Source organism: Alteromonas sp. 4NH20-0056 (genome assembly GCF_057539655.1).
This window is the reverse complement of record NZ_BAAJLS010000006.1, coordinates 142,137-160,885: the sequence shown is the minus strand read 5'-3', so window position 1 is coordinate 160,885 and position 18,749 is coordinate 142,137. Positions and strand designations below refer to the sequence as shown.

Below are 18,749 nucleotides of genomic sequence, written 5' to 3'. Positions count from 1 at the left end.
TTTTTTGTTTGTCGTGAAAATGTATATGCCTATGGTGTTACGTCAGTACACTGATCGGTAATGCCAAATGGATTAGCTGGTGGACTCGCACCTTCATCGGTAAGGTCTTCGCCTGCAATACCTAGCGTATAGTTTACGTGGGCTTGCGCTTCGCTACCTGTGGACTGGCCAAATACAGTAATCACGGCATCGTACCAAACGGCATAGCTTCTTGGATAACGGTATTCAAGTTCCGCGTAGCCATTTTCATCCGTCACCGCATCGCCTGCAAACGAGATGGTACCAATAACCCCTGGGGTTAGTAATCCATCTTCATTCGTATCTTCATCAGTAGGCGATGTATCAAGAATACCATTGTCATTCACATCTTCGTTTTGGCAACGTTGTACGATGTTTGCGACCCAAATAGAGTCTAAATCGTCATAACTCCAAAAACCGGTACGATACTCACCGTCAGCATTGTATTTTACTGGTGTCACCGAGGCAGTAAGTGCAACGCCGCTTACAGGCTGTCCTACCGAATCGGACACGAACACCCCAAAGCGTTTTAAGTATGACGTCGTTGTTGGTGATTCGATGATGTTACCCGTACCGATTGAGACATCAAACGCGCGGTTGCCCACAGTTAGAACCACATCGTCCGCAATAGCTTCATCATCAGCCACAAATGCAGTAATCGCCACCGCTTCTTGACTCGAAACCGAACCTGAAGTGAATACGGTATTTGCTATCCCTTTACTGTCTGTCGTTGCCTGTGACGGTGAAACAAAGCCAGTCGAAATATCAGATACACTGAAGTTCACAACGGTATTTTTCACTAAGTTACCGTCAATATCACGCACCACTGCGCTTATTGTGCTGGTTTGACCGTCAGGGCCCAGTATATCCGGCGATGCATCAGCAATTAACGTATGCGGCGTGGTTGCGATAAACTCTACTTGCGTTACAGCGGATACCACCGCGTTACCGTTGGTATCGGTACCCGTTGCGGTAATAGAGGAAATACCCGCATTGGTTGAGCGCACTTGAATAGTGGCCTGTCCGTTAGCATCAGTCGTCGTACTTGACGAACCGTCAATTTCACCGCGGGACACGCTGAAGGTAATATCTTCACCTGCAACAGGGCTGTTATCTTGACGCCACTGCACCGTAATGGCTTGTAGTGTACCTACCGGTATTTCCTGCTCTGGTAAGTTAACGAAACCAAATTCGTCTTGTTGCACTTGCAGCGTAAATTCGTTCGACGCATTTAATGCAGACGCAGTAATGGTGTCCTCGCCAGACGTTGTAGCGGTGTAGGTCACAACAGCTTGGCCGTTCGCTCCGGTGTTTACCGTCGTTGCGCCGAGCGTACCGTTTTCAGCAGTCAAAACAACATCTTGGTTCAAGATAGAGACGCCATCAGAATCTTGCACACGAATGGTATAATCAATACTGTCGTTTAGCACAGCTGAATTAGACCCGGTAATGGTAACTTCTGTACCAACAATCGCTATTGTGACCGTTTCTGAAAAAGAACCCGCTGACGCAGTAATCACAACATCGCGGTTGGACGCATTATTTTGTGTCGAGAGTAACGCGCGGGCAGTACCATCGGCTGCGGTGTCAGGCTGTGTTAGTTGAAGCTCTACACCTGCATTGGTTTGTGCTGAAAAGCTAACGCTCACGCCTTCCATCAACACGCTTTGTTCATTTTTGACTAACGCGATTAGCTCAATGTCATCAGAACCACTTGTCGCAAGTTGAACGGAGCTGGCAAACAACTCTAACGAAGCAGGCTCTTCACTAACCGTAGTGCTGCCGGCGGAACTAAACGTAGTAGAGTCTGTTTCGCCACTAGGTAGCGTAACGGTAAGCGCACCATCTCCTGAAGCCTCTCCCACCGACAGCCCCAACAAGGCTATACCTTCGTCATTCGTACGCGCCGTACCTGTATCATTTCCAAATACTGCCAAGTCTTCATTGCTTAGAGAGAAAGTGAGGAGAATATCAGCTTGTGGATCCCCATTGGAATCGGTTACCACCGCCACCGCAGTCAGTGGGTTATTGGCGGTCAAGCCGCTATCAACATCGCCATTAGCATTTTGTAACGTGAGATCAACAGACACCGAGGGCGGCGTAGTGGTCGTCACTGCTTGGGCGGAGAATGTGGTTGTGCCACGTTCACCAGAACTTAAGGTCGCGGTAATTTCACCGTCTCCCGATGCGGTGCTTGCTTGGAGGTTGATACGAGCAACGCCGTTATTGTCTGTTCTCGCCGTCCCCGTGTCATTACCAAAATCGGCTAATGACGGGTCACTTAGTGTAAACGTGAGCAATAAATCCGGCTGCGCTTCACCGTTACTATTTACGACGGTGGCGACCACTGTGAGAGGATTAGATTCGGTTAGGCTGTTATCCGCCGCGCCGCTCGCATTTTCAAGGGAAAGCGAAATAGAGTTAGTCGGCGTAACCCCGCCACCATTTCCACCTGTACCGTTGTCATCATCTCTAGAGACGGAGCCGCCTCCTCCACATGCTACTAGCATAAAAATTGCACTAAGTAGACTAAGCGTCTTTGCTAATGTCCGCATAATTCGTTCCTGAACCTCTATAAATGATAATTGCGTCGTTTTTTATGTTTAAAAATCAAAAGAATCTGGCACACTACCTGTGACTAAAAATATAAAAATACCGCACAGGGAATATTCATGTCTCAATCTGCACACAAGTATAGTTTAACCGCCCGCATCTTTATCGGCATGATCGCCGGTATCTTTATCGGGGTCATGCTCCAGTTATTATTTGATGATAGCGGAGATTTCACGTTTTCGGTATTCGGTTTAGACTTCTCAACGTATGACATTCTTGTTGAAGGTATATTTTCAACATTAGGTCAGATATTCATAGCCAGTCTAAAAATGCTGGTGGTTCCGCTCGTATTTGTTTCACTTATTTGCGGTACAAGTACCCTTTCAGACCCCAGTAAGCTTGGGCGCCTAGGCGCTAAGTCAGTGGGGTTGTATGTTGTCACAACCGCGATTGCTATTACACTGGCTATGAGCATGGCTTTGCTTATCGGCCCTGGTGAGGGGCTTAATCTGACAACGGAAACCACGTTCCAAGCCAAAGAAGCACCGAGCCTATCTGACGTTATCGTTAACATGTTCCCAAGCAATCCTATTAATTCAATGGCACAGGGAAATATGCTGCAAATTATTGTATTTGCAGTGTTATTCGGGATTGCTATGGCGATGACAGGTGACGCCGGCAAGCGACTTACCGCCGTATTCGAAGACATCAATACCGTCATCATGCGCCTAGTAACCATCATTATGAACTTAGCGCCATACGGTGTTTTCGTACTTATGGCAAAGCTATTTTCAACCATCGGCGGCGACACAATATTAAGCCTAGCAAAATACTTTTTCTTAGTGTTTGGCGTGCTGATACTGCATGGTTTAGTGACCTACTCGGTTCTACTTAAGCTGCTTGCGGGTTTAAACCCAATTATTTTGATAAAGAAAATGCGCGATGCCGCGTTGTTTGCCTTTAGTACGTCAAGCAGCAGTGCAACGCTTCCTGTTACCATGGAGACGGCAAAAAATAAATTGGGGGTGGGTAACTCGGTATCGTCATTTACATTACCACTAGGCGCGACGATTAACATGGACGGCACAGCAATTATGCAAGGTGTTGCCACCGTATTTATCGCTCAAGTTTATGCGGTAGACTTAACCCTTGGTGACTATATGATGGTCGTACTTACTGCGACGCTTGCATCAATCGGTACAGCGGGTGTACCCGGCGTAGGGCTTATTATGCTCGCAATGGTATTGCAGCAGGTAAATCTTCCTGTAGAAGGCATCGCCCTGATTATCGGTGTTGACCGTTTATTAGATATGACTCGAACAGCAGTGAATATCACTGGCGACTGTATGGTGTCTTGTGTGGTAGCGAAAAGCGAAGGCGCATTGGACGAAACCGTTTATTACGATGAACATGCGGGTGAAGCACAGGAAGATGTGGACTTTGAGCATTTCGATAAAAATGCATAATGCTAACGGCGTCGTTTAGTAATAAATGGTACTGAGAAACACGAAAAAGGGGATGGCAATGCTGTCCCCTTTTTCGTGGGCTACATTAATGAAGGGAGCGTGACGGTTGTACCTTTGTCGCTTTATGAGCCGGATAAAGTGTGGCAATTATCGATAATAAAACTGCCACCCCTGCGGTAATAACAACATCTTCCCATTGAAGCTTTGAGGGAAGAAAATCAATAAAATAGATGTCGCCCGACAATACCTCAATACCAAGCGCGTCTTCAATTGCACCAACGATTGTCGATAAATTCGGCGCGACAATTAACGCACAAAGCACCCCAACGCTCATACCAATCAAGCCATTTAACATGCCTTGCACCATGAATGTTTGTCTTATCAAGCTATCTGTTGCCCCCATGGTTTTGAGAATGGCAATTGCTGATTGCTTCTCTCGCACAGCCATTACCAATGAGGAAACAATGTTAAAGCAGGCCACTGCAATCACCAAAGTAAGGGCGATGTAAACCACGAAGCGCACTAATTGAATGTCGTTGTACAAATGCCCTTGCGTTCGCGTCCAGTCTGACATGTATACCGCTTGGGGATAATTGTAGCCAATATCACGCATGATAGTATTGGCAGAAAACGGGTCATCAAACGTGAACCTAAGGCCAGATGCTTGCGATGAGAGCCCTAGTGCTTTGGACGCTTTAGCTAAATGCATTACCCCTAACTGGTTGTCTAGCTCGCCGCCGATACTAAGTAGCCCAGCAACGGTAAGAGAAACTGTTGTAGGCGCTTTGAACTTTAGGTCATCGGTAGCAACGGGAACAAGCACTTGCAATTTATCGCCTATGGATAACCCCAGTGTCTTCGCAATACCTTTGCCCACTAATACGGCATCTGGATTTAGAGAAAAAGCAGACCAGTGGGCCTCACTAACTTGCTGCCCTACCGTCATGGGGTTATCTTCGGGTCTAATTCCCGTTAACTCTGCCGCTTTTAATTCGCCTTTGTATTGCAACATTCCTGTAAGTTTTGTGTAGGGAACAACGCGTGCGATACGGGGGTCTTGATTCAGTCTATAAAGCTGTGCGTCTACATTGTTTATACCTGAATTGTCTACGCTATATAACTCGCCATGAGGCACAATACGGAGTATTCGTTCGGTAAGCTCTCGCTCGAAACCATTCATAACGCTTAGCAGTACGATTAATACAAAGCACCCCAAGCCAACGCCGATCGTTGATGACATTGAAATAAAAGAGATAAATTTATGCTGCGACTTTGCATGACGAAAACGTTGCGCAATAAACCACGCCAGTTTCACGCTATTGGTTCCTTACTTTGTCCGTAGTTGTCACGGCTGGATAGTGGTTTAGGAGAATTGTCTTCATCACACACCAGCTCACCGTCTTTAATCCGCAACACCCTATCCATTTTATTCGCAAGCTCGATATCGTGCGTTACAACGACAAAAGCAGTATTGTGTTTTTCGCTGAGCGTTGTCAGTAATTGATATATGTGTTCGCCCGTCGTGTCATCAAGATTACCCGTGGGTTCGTCGGCTAGCACAACTGAGGGATTAGTTACTAATGCTCTTGCAATAGCAACACGTTGGCGTTCGCCACCAGAAAGCGCTGAAGGAAGGTGTTCAGCTCTGTGCGTCAGGCCTACTTGTTCAAGCAAGACGGCTGCTTGCTTTTCTGCTTCTGCTGGCGAGCTACCACGAATTCGCAGAGGCATCGCTACATTTTCTAGCGCACTGAATTCCCCTAACAGGTGATGAAACTGGTAAATAAACCCCATTTCATGATTCCGTAAGTGAGCTAATTTTGTCGCGCTGAGGCCTTTAAGGGCTTGTCCATTGAACCATACCTCACCCGAGGTTGGTTCATCTAGCCCGCCTAAAATATGGAGTAATGTACTTTTACCTGAGCCTGAACTACCAAGAATGGCAACTTGTTCTCCCGCGCTAATCGACAACGAGACGCCGTTCAATACTGACGTCTCATTTCCCGCTTCTTGATATGTTTTACTGATAGCCCGGCAACGAAGCACATCCTGCATGCAATATTTCTTCTTATAAAAATTAAAGCACACATGGTAGCGTTAAACGTTATTCGCGCCAACTGTAATACGCGCCAATTCTATAAATGCTATTTTTTGGACCGACGAAGCGTGGCTCCTAAGTCCTCTACGGTTTGAGGTTTGCCAAACAGCCAGCCCTGCCCATAGACAATGTTGAGTTTCACTAACGCTTCGCATTGTTCGTTGTTCTCTACGCCTTCAGCAATTAACGATACCTCAAGCCCATCGGCTATGCTAACTATATGCGGAATGAGCGACGAGCGAATACTATGATCTTCCATATCCATGACAAAGCTTCTGTCTATTTTGAGAAGGTCGCAGTTCAGGGACTTTAATTGCCCTAAGTTAGAATAGCCCACACCAAAGTCATCGATTGCAACCATGAACCCTTTACTTTTCAGTGCTTTAATATGCTTTGCCGCGATATTGGTGGCGATATGCTCATCTTCGGTAATCTCTAATACCAATGCGAACTCCTTTGTATTTAACGCAATCAACCAATCGAAATCGATAACTTTTTCTCGCGTAAACTCGAACGGAAACAAATTAAAAGACACTTTAAACCCTTTGGGTATTGATGCCTCCTCGTTGAGGTCTCGCATTGCCGTTTCAACCATTAGGCGTGTAAATTCCCACGTTTTATCTTGCGATCTAATTTGCGCGATAAACTCATCAGGATAAATGACACCAAAGTCATCCTCAAAACGACTTAATACTTCGCACCCTATCACCTCACGGGTTGTTAAATTTACGACCGGCTGATAAAGACAAAAGAATTTGCCATTATCAAGACCACGCTCTATGCGAGATTCTAATGAGTGCCTATGCCTTAAGAAGTTAAACATAAGTATATGGGAAAGGGCTGCACTCATCAGCATTACAATAATTAGCAAGACGAGTTTTGACTTATGTAAATTAAAAAGACGCCCCTGATCAGCAATTACCTTTAAACAAATGAGGCTATATCGCTTATCACACTTAACAAAGCTCAGTGAAAATGTACTGGATGCTCGAGATAACTCGTCAGTGGTTACATCACTCAACACAAGCTGTGGATTGCCGGCGATATGATAAATTTCATCACCTTTGTAAAATAATTGCCAATCTTGTAAGTAGCCGTTGCCGATAATGCCATTCATATCGAGCACTGCATTATAGCGGCCTCGTTTTACAATTGTGGCCGTAGATTGCTTTTCAAACAGTGCAAGTGGCGTGTTTATCCAAAAGATGTCGCCCAACGCGGTTGTAAAGTCAGGTACTTCTTCTTCTATTGGTGTGGGCAAAATACCAAGGTAAGTACTACAAGAAAACCGGTCTTTTTCGTAGAAACCGATTTCCTTTACGTAACGGGAGCGAAATAATGCTTTTCGCATATCAACAAGGTGTGTTTCATTGCATACGTCGTAAGGCAACGCATTAAGATAATCTAGGGTAACTTCCGCATCCCTAAACACGGTATGCACTCCCGCTAAAATCTCCGTCGCTCGCTCATCTTCTTGTGAACGAATAACGGAAAATAACAACATGCCTAACAAGGCTGAAACTACAATCACCGTAATGGTCGAAACCGCGAGTGCTTTAATATTGTCTTTAAAGAGGAATTGTCTTGTGGGGTGCGATGCCATAGCGTTTTAAAATGATTTAACACAGATATAGCGTAGACGGTCTGGGACTTATTGCACTACCACTTTAGCCTACATAGGATAAATAGCGTTAAGTAAAAACATTGGTGGGTATTACTGAGAGATAACGTACGGATGCACTGAGATGTATTTAGATGTGAGTTAGTGGCGGAGCGGACGGGACTCGAACCCGCGACCCCCGGCGTGACAGGCCGGTATTCTAACCAACTGAACTACCGCTCCACATAACTTGTGTGTGCGCTTTTCGATTAGTGGCGGAGCGGACGGGACTCGAACCCGCGACCCCCGGCGTGACAGGCCGGTATTCTAACCAACTGAACTACCGCTCCACATAATCGAGAATTGCATATATAACTAAAATGGCGGAGCGGACGGGACTCGAACCCGCGACCCCCGGCGTGACAGGCCGGTATTCTAACCAACTGAACTACCGCTCCGAAGACCTTTTTAGTTATATCATTGAAACTGGCGGAGCGGACGGGACTCGAACCCGCGACCCCCGGCGTGACAGGCCGGTATTCTAACCAACTGAACTACCGCTCCGCATTTTCAATGTTATCAGTGAGTTAGTTGAGTAGGTTAAACCCCGTGCCCTCACTGCGGCGCAGATAATACGTATTCGCCCTAACAGAGTCAATGCTTTTTATTAATAAAATTGCCTTCTTGGTGCCGTTTGCATGATAAATAATCACAATGTTGAAATAAAAATCAGTGATGATTATTTTTAAATCAATCTGTACGTCATCATCGCGCTAGGCGTTGCCACCTTCATTTTTATGATTTCTTCTTAAACATTGAAAATAGCTTAGCTAACCCTTTCGGCTCATCATCTAACGAAATATCTCGTTCCGTCGTTGCTGTTTTTTGCGCTTTGGCCGGTTGGCCCGCTTTCTTTCTGCGACTAATAACGATGATAATAGCAGCGACAATGCCAATTAATAAAATCCCCCCATTAACCGACACCAGCAAAATCATCATGGTATTGGGATCCATATCTTCACTTGTTTCAGTTATTACCGGCGCAGCTTGGTTAACGGGCTCGGTCTGCACGCTGTCAGGTGAAGCGAGGTCGCTACCATCAACAATAGGGTCTTTGCCGTCAATGAGGGGGTCAATAACTTCAGGCTCGGGTTCGTTGGCCAAAAAACTATACTCTGGTACATCCAAGATAAAATCTCTTCCGTCAGTAGTCGTGCCGTACGCGGTGAGTTTTACACGGAAAATACCTTCTTCGTAAGCAACGATAAGATGTTCTCTGGCATCATTGCCACCTTCAGTCAGGGAAAAGTTTTGAATATCGGTGTTGGGAAACCTTACTTTTCCGTCAATAAGCAACGACGATATGTCTACTAAGTCTCTATTTACGTCGATAATTAGCTTATGGTAACCCTCGCCACCACCATCAAGCTCTACGTCGATTTTAATAGGGTTAGAGTACAGAATGATGGGCTCACTCACCTGTTCTCTTGTGTACATTGGCGTGCGCACTCTAAAAACGGGCTTCCATTCTCCAGAGGATAACTTTAGATTAAATTGCCCTGTAAACACACCATCGCCAGGACGCTCATCCATTCCCCGACCATTATCTTCAAACTGAGCTATCTGTTGGTCGTTTGAACCGAAATTATCAAAATTGGGGTTATTGGTACTGACAAACTCAATATCAAGATTAACAACATTCCTAAACGCAGCATTATCAATGGGCTTACCAGCATTGGTTAAATAAGCTGTCGACTTTAAAATTTCGCCGGAGAAAAGAATACTGGGCAGCGGGTCAGCATGTAGTGCAATATCAGACACCACCATAACTCTGCTATTCGGAAGCACTTGCCCCACAGCTTGCCATGGGCCAGGAACGGGGTTTTTAATTGTGATCATGTCAAACGTGTCTGCGTCGAACCACGTTATCTTGTCATCGTCAGCCTTACTCTGGAAAAACTTCGAACCATCAGGTCTCACCAATACCACTGGCGCTGAACCATATTCGCGAAAGAAAATCATGGTGATTTCTTCCACGTTGTAATCAACCCTGAAGCGGTTTTGTAGCAGCGCTATCGAGTTTTGGTACTCGTCTCCTAATGTTTCAATCGGCTCTACAGCAGTATTCTGCGAGGTTTGTGTTTCTGGTAAGTCTGACGCGGGTACCGTTTCCTGCGCGAGTACGGTAAAGCTCAACAACACCATTGCTGCCGCTATTAGCATGTTATTTAGCCTATTTATCACGCACACACTCCTAATGTCGATTCTGTCGCACAAAGCACATTATTACGACGCATCATCACTCTGTGGACGCCATAAGCATTTGCCCCCCGCCTTTTCTACCACATCAAGGCGCGCTTCGTGTTGTTGTAATTCATCGGCGCTTGCTTTAATAACCTTTAATTTATTTGCTGTCCTGTTAATTGCTCTAATGGCGTTAGCATCGTTATCGCCACTTCCGGTAGAGGCAAGCTTAAGCTTGGTTTGTCCACCCGTCATTAACAAGTAAACATCAGCCAAAATCTCGGCATCTAATAATGCGCCGTGTAATTCTCGGTGGCTGTTATCAATTCCATAACGCTTACACAATGCATCAAGATTATTCTTCTGTCCCGGATGCAGTTGACGCGCTAATACTAATGTATCGAGCACGTCACACATATTTTTCGTTACGACAGCCTTGGTGCCGCTTTCCATCGCGAATTCATGGTCCATAAAGCCCACATCGAACGGCGCATTATGAATGACAAGTTGCGCACCACGAATGAAATTAATGAAATCTTGCGCGACATCAGAGAACGTAGGTTTATCAACCAGAAATTCGTTAGTAATACCGTGGACCTCGATGGCCTCTTGTTCTATTTGGCGACCAGGGTTGATATACACATGAAAATGGTTACCCGTAAGGCGCCTATTGACCACCTCTACACAACCAATTTCAATGATGCGGTGGCCTTCTTTAGGATCGATACCCGTCGTTTCGGTATCTAGAATAATCTGTCGCATACTACCTCTGCTGTTTTCTGTCGCTTTTTGATAGTATATCAATCCCTTCGCTTCAAACTAAGGGAAATGCCGATTTAACAGGTAATAAATTTTTAAGGACTTCCCGTGACGCAAAAAACAATCCATATCTTTACCGACGGTTCATGTTTGGGCAATCCAGGTCCTGGCGGTTATGGTGCTGTATTAGTGTATAAGCAACACAACAAAGAATTGAGTGATGGGTTTGCTCACACCACCAATAATAGAATGGAATTACTGGCGCCGATAGAAGCACTCAATAGCCTCAATGAACCTTGCCAAGTAGAGCTGACCACGGATAGCCAATATGTAAAAAATGGAATTAATCAGTGGATCCACAATTGGCGAAAAAATGGCTGGCGAACGTCAGACAAAAAGCCAGTAAAAAATGCCGATTTATGGAAACGGTTAGATGAAGCGGTAAAAAAACATAGTGTGAATTGGCATTGGGTAAAGGGGCATTCAGGTCACCCTGAAAATGAGCGCTGCGATAAACTAGCGAGAGCCGCAGCCGAGGCTAACCCCACGCAAGTTGATGCGGGCTTTGTAGGATAACAAAGCCCATACGGCTTATTTCCATTCAACGACGATTTTTCCCATCGTGTCGTTATTTTCTAATCGCTCGTGGGCAATACCAACTTGGTCGATACCGTAAACCGTATCAATGTTTACGTGTAATTCATTGCACGTAAACGCATCTAAGCACGCTGTGCTGAACGCCTCGATTAACGCTGTTTTATAGCTATCATCTCTATTCCTAAGCGTCGTACCTTGAATAGTGGCGCGTTTTTGTAACAACAGGCCCATATCCAACGTATCCGCAAAACGCCCCGCCAACATTGCGAGCTGCACTATCATGCCATCCCGTGCAAGTACTTTTATGTTTCGATTAAGGTAATCGCCGCCGACCATATCTAAAACCATCGCAACACCAGATGGCCAACGCTCGCCCAATACAGTTGCGAAACACGATTCCTGATAGTTAATAAGCACACTGGCCCCATTCTCTTGACACATGGCCAGTTTTTGACTGCTTGACGCGGTGGCGGCCGCCTCTACTCCCCAATGTCGGCACAATTGTAAAGCAGCTAACCCGACGCCACTGGCTCCGCCATGAATAAGCACTTTTTCAGCGGGCTTTACATGAGCAATGGTGCGAAGACACTGAAAAGCTGTTAAAAATACTTCAGCAAGCCCGGCTGCGGTAGAAAATGCCATTCCTTCAGGGATCCGCATAAGATGAGTAGGGTTAACCACAACCTCAGACGCGTATCCGCCCCCAGCAACCAAACCAAACACCTTATCACCCACCTTCCATTGGCTAACCTTTTCACCAACGTCATCAACGATGCCCGCTACCTCAAGACCAAGTATTTCGCTTTCTCCTGGCGGCGGCGGGTAATGACCTTGTCGCTGTAGCGTATCTGCACGATTAACGCCAAAGGCATTGACCTTAACTTTTACGAAATTTTCAGGTGTAGTTAATGATGAACCATGGCGAATCGAAAGTGCGCGTGGCGCACATCCTTTTTCAAAATCTACAAACTGCACTACACTCTCCTTAAATTACGTGCCATTGCGAAACACGATGCGGCGAACGCCTTCTTTGGTTAATCGTGTTTATTACGCTAACTAGTACGGATAAAGACAATAAATGGTGCATTAATGCCTATTCGCATACATTGCTGTTTACGGTTATACTCCGCGCCTCGCTGGGCTGGTGAAGACTATACTGCCCCAACGCCTTTAACGAAATCTTAAACAATAGAGTACACCGAATGTCAGCACAGGTCATTTTATCACCAAACAGAGACAAATCACTTCGTCGACGCCACCCTTGGGTGTTCGACAGCGCGGTCGCTACCGTAAGAGGAAAAGCACGCTCAGGTGACACCGTCGATGTTTACGACACTAAAGGTGAATGGCTAGGCCGAGGTGCTTACTCACCAAGCTCTCAAATTCGAGTAAGAATGTGGACCTTCGATATAGATGAAACTATCGATAACGGGTTCTTTTTACGAAAAATGGAAACCGCATTAGCGCTACGTAAACGCTTATTTGATCCACAGCAAACTAATGCCTTTAGATGGATAGCGTCAGAAAGTGATGGCCTTCCAGGCGTAACAATCGACTTGTATGACAATGTTGCTGTTGTCCAGTTGCTTAGTGCCGGAGCAGAAAAACACAGAAAGAAAATCGTCTGGGCCATTACTAAAATCCTTCCAGGTACCCATATTTATGAACGTAGCGACGTTGACGTTAGAAAGAAAGAAGGCCTAGAGCCCGTTACAGGAGTTCTCGCGGGAGAGCCTCCTATGCAAGTTACCATTAAGGAAAATGGGCTTTCAATCGTTGTCGATATTGAAAACGGTCACAAGACAGGTTTTTACCTTGATCAGCGTGATAGCCGAGCCACTGCATCGCACTATGCAAAAGATGCCCACGTATTAAACTGTTTCAGCTATACAGGTACGTTTTCGTGTTTTGCCCTTGCAGGCGGTGCAAAATCAGTAACTAATGTCGATGTGTCAGAGCCAGCGCTTGCACTCGCGAAACACCACGTTGAACTCAATAACCTTAACGATGGCGACAGCTACTATGTCAATCAGGACGTGTTCAAAGCCCTTCGTGAATTTCATGAAGGAAAACAGCAGTTCGATATGGTCATACTCGACCCACCTAAATTTGTCGACAGCAAGGCTACCCTTACTCGCGCATCGCGCGGATACAAAGACATTAACATGTATGGTATTCACGCCGTCAAATCAGGCGGGTTACTGCTAACGTTTAGCTGTTCAGGGTTAATGCCTGCCGACTTATTTCAAAAAATTGTTGCAGATGCTGCACTCGATGCTGGCCGTACCATTAAAATTATAGGCCGGTTAGGTCAGGCGGCTGACCACCCTATTATTGGCACTTATCCTGAAGGTTACTACTTAAAGGGCCTTATCTGTGAAGTAACTGACTAACGGTTACATAACCGAGCACACCTATACTACTTTCTGTGTTTGTGTAAAAGCACAGGAAGTAGGCAAATAAGGCTTTACCTATCTTAATCGCAGTTACGCTGGAACACTACTTTCCATCCCTTGCTTTTTGTACCCGTCATTATAAGGAAAAGCATCACGCTTTGTTCTGACTTCCCCCTTCGCTTTTTCGATGCGTTTCCATACCCGCTCATGAAAGTAAAAAGCCACAGTATTGATTGCTGGTTCGACAAGTGCTACGGCCCCACCTACAACAATACTACCGGTTAATAGATAGGCGACCATAAATGCGACGGAAAAGTGCATAACGGCGAAAGTAACGGTCTTTTTCATTTTAGATTTGGCCTTTATTGAATAAATTAAGATAATGAGAATTATTATCATTTAATAAAAATAAAGACAATTAAATTACTCGAATAGTTCCATCGAGTAATTTAATGAAGGACAGCATGCGTTTATGCCTGCTGTCGAGGGGGTGTAGCTATTTCATCTCGGTGATTTCAACGCCAACGACACAACTAGATTCTGTATCCGGCTCGCAACGAACCACTGTGGCTAACGCTGCTAACGAGGGTATTTGCGAACTTGAAGACTCTATCGCCACGCTGACCTGCGTACCAATTTCAATAGAGGGCTCATCAACTTCCAATGACATACCTGTTGCGCTTATATCTTTGCACATCGCCTGCATCGTGCGGCTTGACTCATCGTCGGTAACCTCCAACTGACAAGGCGAATTAACCATCATCCTGAAAAAATTTCGCTTATCATCGTATCCCAACATGCCTACTTCTCCTGATTTCTAGCCTAAAACCTCATGACCTACTTCTTTGTTATAGGGTGAGGTTAAACTATTGTCAATCTGGGCGCCTACATATTAGTCGATTATTTTAAATTTGCGCTGGCGTAATGTGTAAACCGAGCTATAACCGGGCTAAAAATCTTGTAAATATAACGTAATACGTTTTGCTGAGATTGGATAAGCGGTACCAAGTTGCTGTGCAAACAAGGATACCCTCAGTTCTTCAATCATCCAGCGAACCTCTTTAAGCGCATCAGGTACTTTACCTTTTGGATACTTCCCGCACGTTTTTTCCCATTCACTTATCGACTTTTCAACGGTAACCTGATGCATACGATCTTTGTTTGGGTCAATCGGCAGTTTATCTAATCGCCTGGCAAGCCCCTTGATGTAACGATTCCAGTCATCTAAGCGAGCCTCACCTATGGATGATACAAATCCAGGAAAGACCAGTGCGGCCAAGTGCGCCTTACAGTCACCTAACGCGTTAATCATAGTAAGGGGCACATTGCCTTTCATTTGCTTTTGACACTGATGAGCAAGCGTAAGGCCCTGCTCTACCTGTTGCGCTATTTCCAACACGCGGTCGTTGATATTTTCACGTACTACATCGACGCAGGCATCAAATTCGCTTTTCGTTCGAATATCGGTATTGTGCGCTTGGCAAAAGTCAGACACCAACGCATCAATGCCCGCAAAAATACAGTCATCAATAAGCGCTTTAACCTGGCCAAACGGATTAAAGTACAACCCGAGCTTAGCCTTATTAGGCAACTTATTTTGAAGGTAATTTAGTGGCGAAGGCATTGCATTTTTAATCAGAACATTGACCCCCTGGCGATGGGTGGTTTGTGCTTTTTCCGCCTCATCGATTAGCACGATGTCGACTTTATCCCCGCGCTGAACTAATGCAGGAAATGCCTGAACTTCAAAGCCTCCCACTTTTTGTACAAACGTGTCGGGTAATTGCTCAAAGTCCCATTGTTCAATGTCGCTGCGCTCTAGCCCTGGAGTCGCAGCTTTTTCAAACGTTTCTTTCACATGCCCCGCACACGTCAGTTTTAGCGCATGCAAGTCATCACCTTTAGCGAGGTCGTCACCGTTATCATTAACCACTGCAAAGTGCATCTTCAAATGCTTATCAAGCGAATCAATATTCCAGTCTTCAGGCTCAATAACAATACCCGTCATTTTACGCAGTTTATCTGACACTGCTTCTATGATGGGGACCGGGCGGTTATTTTTATCCGTATCGCTTATGTCTGCTATGCAGGCATCGGCAAAGTTAGGCGCCGGTACAAAGTTACGGCGCAGACGTTTAGGCAAACTTTTTATCATCCCCACAATCAGGTCGTGCCTGAGGCCCGGTACAAGCCAATCAAAACTGATATCGTCCACCTGATTCAAAACCGGAAGAGGAATAACCACTGTTACGCCGTCATTCTCAGCATTGGGCTCAAAGTTATAGCGAAGTGGAAGGGTAATGTTTCCTTGGCGCCATACATCGGGGAATGCATTGGCGACCGATTGTGCAGGTTGTTGACGATAAACATCATCTTCGGTAAACGTGAGTGCTTCGTTTTTTCCAAACTGTTTAAACCACTTTTTAAATGATGCGTCGTTATTAGCCTCAACAGGGATGCGTTTTGCGTAGAAGCTAATAAGCTCCTCATCGTCAACTAATAAGTCTCTGCGTCGCGTTTTTTGTTCGAATTCATCTGCTTGTTCTAATAAAGACTGATTCTCTTGCAAAAACCCGTAATTAAGCTTTGTGTTACCTGCAACTAACGCTTCTCTAATGAAAAGTTCATGGCAAAGTGGCGGGTCGATAAGGCTATATACCTTCGCTCGCTTCATGACGATTGGCAGTCCAAAAAGCGTTACCTTTTCAAAGGCGATCACGGCCCCACGCTTTTTGGACCAATGCGGTTCTGAATAACTCGATTGCGTTACATGCTCTGCCAGCGGCTCAATCCATGCGGGATCAATCTTTGCCACCATGCGCCCAAATAATTTTGACGTTTCAACCAGCTCAGCCGCCATTACCCACTTTGGCTGTGACTTCGCTAACCCTGAACCGGGGAATATCATAAAACGCGTGTTGCGAGAGCCTAAGTATTCCCGATCCTTATCTTTAAACCCTAAGTGGGAAAGCAAACCACTCGCAATAGCCTGGTGAATCGCTTGATAGTCGGCCTCATGTTTAACAATGCCAAAACCTAATTCTGCAATAGATTTTTTTAGCTGACTCACAATATCTTGCCACTCACGCATACGTAAATAGTTGATAAACTGTGTCTTACACCATTTTCTCAGATGGTTTTGGCTTAATGCATTTTGCTGTTCTCTAAAGGCAGTCCATAGGTTAAAAAGGCTTATAAAGTCAGAATCTTTATCTGTATATTCATTATGCTTTTCGTCTGCTTGCTGGCGTTTGTCTTGTGGTCTTTCTCTTGGATCTTGAATAGATAGACCTGCCGCAATAACCATTACCTCATTAACGGCATTGGTTTTCTCTGCCTCAATCACCATTCGTGCATAACGGGGGTCGACAGGAAGCCTTGCAATCTGACGGCCCATTTTAGTCAGTTGCATTTTTCCTTTCTGCTTAGTAATGGCTTGAATCTCTTCCAAAAGACGGAACCCGTCATTGATATTCCGATTGTCTGGGGGCTGCACAAAAGGAAATGCAGCGATATCACCCAGCCCAAGCGCAAGCATTTGCAGTATAACTGAAGCTAGGTTCGTTCTAAGTATTTCAGGGTCGGTAAACTCTGGGCGGCCGAGGTAGTCGTCCTCGCTGTATAGGCGAATACAGATACCATCAGATACCCGACCGCAGCGCCCTGCTCTTTGGTTCGCTGAGGCTTGAGAAATAGGTTCGATGGGTAACCGCTGTACTTTACTTCTTGCACTATAACGAGAGATACGGGCCATACCAGGGTCAATAACATATTTAATGCCCGGCACCGTCAACGACGTTTCTGCAACGTTAGTGGCCAACACAATACGCCGCCCACTATGAGACTGAAAAATACGATTTTGTTCGGCAGCAGATAAACGGGCATAGAGCGGCACAATTTCAGTATTACGGTATTGCTGCTTGCTTAACGTATCTTGCGTATCACGTATGTCACGCTCACCACTAAGAAACACCAAAATATCACCAGGTGCTTCACGCATTAACTCATCAACCGCACTCACAATAGCGTCAGCTTGATCTCGCTCTTCGTCGCCATTTTCAGGCTCATGGTAACGGATTTCTACCGGGTAAGTTCTGCCACTTACTTCAATAATGGGCGCATTGTTAAAGTGCTTCGAGAACCGCTCAGGGTCAATCGTCGCTGACGTAATGATAAGTTTGAGTTCAGGTCGTTTATCAAGAAGTTGACGCAAATACCCCAAAAGAAAATCGATGTTTAAACTGCGTTCGTGTGCTTCATCGATAATAATGGTGTCGTATTGATTGAGATAACGGTCTTGTTGCATTTCGGCAAGCAACATACCGTCTGTCATTAGCTTTACGTAACTTTGGTCGCTAACCTGGTCACTAAAGCGAATTTTGAAACCCACTTTTTCACCAAGCGGCGTATGAAGTTCTTCCGCAATACGGGTAGCGACACTTCGCGCCGCGAGTCGTCGGGGTTGGGTGTGGGCAATCATACCCGATACACCCCGCCCTAATTCTAAGCAAATTTTCGGTAGCTGTGTTGTTTTCCCCGAACCGGTTTCACCCGCCACAATAACCACCTGATTGTTGGCGATGGCCGCTTTTATATCTTCTTTCTTATCACTTACGGGTAACGGCGGGTATTCGACTGAGGGTAGGTTTGCTTTTCGCCACCGGCATTTTTCAATTGAACGCTCGATATCGCTTTTTAATTTTTCATGTTGAGCATGTAGCGCTTCATTGGCTTCAACATCGTCTTTTGACGCTTTATTATTGACAGATTTCGCTAACAGGGACACACGGCGTTTAAGCCTAAACTTGTCTGCATTCATACAGTCGTCAAGTTGTTTAAAAAGCGGTTTTATAGCAATAGCTGAAGACAAAATAGCATCCTAGTGAAAAACGAATAAGGTGGTAATCACCTTGAATAAAAAAGATGACGCGCAGTATTAATCATGCGCAAACCGCTCGCTCTACACTTTGTTAAGCCACGGTGCGCGCAGATCGTAGAAGAAGCTGCGGTAAAAATCT

At 45.4% G+C, this 18,749-nt stretch carries 13 protein-coding genes and 4 tRNA genes; 3 read left to right on the top strand and 14 right to left on the bottom strand.

What is annotated here, in order from left to right; translation table 11 throughout:
- Window positions 1-29: 29 nt before the first annotated feature.
- Window positions 30-2,573, bottom strand: coding sequence for a beta strand repeat-containing protein (locus tag AC27EZ_RS12760; protein ID WP_487135674.1), 2,544 nt, complete (start codon window positions 2,571-2,573; stop codon window positions 30-32).
- A gap of 117 nt (window positions 2,574-2,690) precedes the next feature.
- Between AC27EZ_RS12760 and AC27EZ_RS12755 the strand changes: the two genes are divergently transcribed.
- Window positions 2,691-4,037 carry a dicarboxylate/amino acid:cation symporter gene (locus AC27EZ_RS12755; protein ID WP_487135673.1) on the top strand — a complete coding sequence of 449 codons (1,347 nt, stop codon included), beginning with the start codon at window positions 2,691-2,693 and terminating at the stop codon, window positions 4,035-4,037.
- Between the two features lie 85 nt (window positions 4,038-4,122).
- On the opposite strand, the gene AC27EZ_RS12750 is transcribed toward AC27EZ_RS12755, so the two are convergent.
- From AC27EZ_RS12750 to dnaQ, 9 genes are all read right to left on the bottom strand, one after another.
- On the bottom strand, window positions 4,123-5,352 hold the full coding sequence (locus tag AC27EZ_RS12750; protein WP_487135672.1) for a lipoprotein-releasing ABC transporter permease subunit: 1,230 nt from the start codon (window positions 5,350-5,352) through the stop codon (window positions 4,123-4,125).
- On the bottom strand, window positions 5,349-6,092 hold the full coding sequence (gene lolD / locus AC27EZ_RS12745) for a lipoprotein-releasing ABC transporter ATP-binding protein LolD (protein ID WP_487135671.1): 744 nt from the start codon (window positions 6,090-6,092) through the stop codon (window positions 5,349-5,351). The genes AC27EZ_RS12750 and lolD overlap by 4 nt, the downstream gene beginning before the upstream one ends.
- 89 nt (window positions 6,093-6,181) lie before the next feature.
- Complete coding sequence (locus AC27EZ_RS12740) at window positions 6,182-7,738, bottom strand: EAL domain-containing protein (protein WP_487135670.1); 1,557 nt, start codon at window positions 7,736-7,738, stop codon at window positions 6,182-6,184.
- Window positions 7,739-7,901: 163 nt separating this feature from the next.
- Window positions 7,902-7,978, bottom strand: a tRNA-Asp gene (locus AC27EZ_RS12735).
- A gap of 30 nt (window positions 7,979-8,008) precedes the next feature.
- Window positions 8,009-8,085, bottom strand: a tRNA-Asp gene (locus AC27EZ_RS12730).
- Window positions 8,086-8,116: 31 nt separating this feature from the next.
- Window positions 8,117-8,193 (bottom strand) — tRNA-Asp (locus tag AC27EZ_RS12725).
- A gap of 29 nt (window positions 8,194-8,222) precedes the next feature.
- A tRNA-Asp gene (locus AC27EZ_RS12720) sits at window positions 8,223-8,299 on the bottom strand.
- A 231-nt stretch (window positions 8,300-8,530) separates the two neighbouring features.
- Entirely contained in the window at window positions 8,531-9,940 is a 1,410-nt protein-coding gene (locus AC27EZ_RS12715) for a TIGR03503 family protein (RefSeq protein WP_487135733.1), read from the bottom strand.
- Window positions 9,941-10,021: 81 nt separating this feature from the next.
- On the bottom strand, window positions 10,022-10,741 hold the full coding sequence (gene dnaQ / locus AC27EZ_RS12710) for a DNA polymerase III subunit epsilon (protein WP_487135669.1): 720 nt from the start codon (window positions 10,739-10,741) through the stop codon (window positions 10,022-10,024).
- A 105-nt stretch (window positions 10,742-10,846) separates the two neighbouring features.
- Between dnaQ and rnhA the strand changes: the two genes are divergently transcribed.
- Entirely contained in the window at window positions 10,847-11,314 is a 468-nt protein-coding gene (gene rnhA / locus AC27EZ_RS12705) for a ribonuclease HI (protein ID WP_487135668.1), read from the top strand.
- Between the two features lie 15 nt (window positions 11,315-11,329).
- Here rnhA and AC27EZ_RS12700 read toward each other — a convergent pair whose 3' ends face one another.
- Window positions 11,330-12,310, bottom strand: a complete 981-nt coding sequence (locus tag AC27EZ_RS12700) for an NAD(P)H-quinone oxidoreductase (protein ID WP_487135667.1) — start codon at window positions 12,308-12,310, stop codon at window positions 11,330-11,332.
- A 227-nt stretch (window positions 12,311-12,537) separates the two neighbouring features.
- On the opposite strand from AC27EZ_RS12700, the gene AC27EZ_RS12695 reads away from it, so the two are divergent.
- Complete coding sequence (locus AC27EZ_RS12695; RefSeq protein ID WP_487135666.1) at window positions 12,538-13,728, top strand: class I SAM-dependent rRNA methyltransferase; 1,191 nt, start codon at window positions 12,538-12,540, stop codon at window positions 13,726-13,728.
- A gap of 93 nt (window positions 13,729-13,821) precedes the next feature.
- On the opposite strand, the gene AC27EZ_RS12690 is transcribed toward AC27EZ_RS12695, so the two are convergent.
- The 3 genes from AC27EZ_RS12690 to hrpA form a co-directional block, all read right to left on the bottom strand.
- The gene (locus AC27EZ_RS12690; RefSeq protein ID WP_487135665.1) at window positions 13,822-14,079 is read right to left on the bottom strand and encodes a DUF2061 domain-containing protein; all 258 of its coding nucleotides are present in this window, start codon (window positions 14,077-14,079) and stop codon (window positions 13,822-13,824) included.
- A 148-nt stretch (window positions 14,080-14,227) separates the two neighbouring features.
- Window positions 14,228-14,530 (bottom strand): PilZ domain-containing protein, encoded by a 303-nt coding sequence (locus AC27EZ_RS12685; protein WP_487135664.1) that lies wholly within the window; start codon window positions 14,528-14,530, stop codon window positions 14,228-14,230.
- 150 nt (window positions 14,531-14,680) lie between these two features.
- The gene (hrpA, locus tag AC27EZ_RS12680) at window positions 14,681-18,601 is read right to left on the bottom strand and encodes an ATP-dependent RNA helicase HrpA (RefSeq protein ID WP_487135663.1); all 3,921 of its coding nucleotides are present in this window, start codon (window positions 18,599-18,601) and stop codon (window positions 14,681-14,683) included.
- Between the last annotated feature and the right edge of the window lie 148 nt (window positions 18,602-18,749).

Coding starts and splice junctions, on each gene's coding strand:
- AC27EZ_RS12760 (WP_487135674.1), bottom strand. CDS start 2,573: ATGCGGACATTAGCAAAGACGCTTAGTCTACTTAGTGCAATTTTTATG.
- AC27EZ_RS12755 (WP_487135673.1), top strand. CDS start 2,691: ATGTCTCAATCTGCACACAAGTATAGTTTAACCGCCCGCATCTTTATC.
- lolD (WP_487135671.1), bottom strand. CDS start 6,092: ATGCAGGATGTGCTTCGTTGCCGGGCTATCAGTAAAACATATCAAGAA.
- AC27EZ_RS12740 (WP_487135670.1), bottom strand. CDS start 7,738: ATGGCATCGCACCCCACAAGACAATTCCTCTTTAAAGACAATATTAAA.
- AC27EZ_RS12715 (WP_487135733.1), bottom strand. CDS start 9,940: ATGGTGTTGTTGAGCTTTACCGTACTCGCGCAGGAAACGGTACCCGCG.
- dnaQ (WP_487135669.1), bottom strand. CDS start 10,741: ATGCGACAGATTATTCTAGATACCGAAACGACGGGTATCGATCCTAAA.
- AC27EZ_RS12695 (WP_487135666.1), top strand. CDS start 12,538: ATGTCAGCACAGGTCATTTTATCACCAAACAGAGACAAATCACTTCGT.
- AC27EZ_RS12690 (WP_487135665.1), bottom strand. CDS start 14,079: ATGAAAAAGACCGTTACTTTCGCCGTTATGCACTTTTCCGTCGCATTT.
- AC27EZ_RS12685 (WP_487135664.1), bottom strand. CDS start 14,530: ATGTTGGGATACGATGATAAGCGAAATTTTTTCAGGATGATGGTTAAT.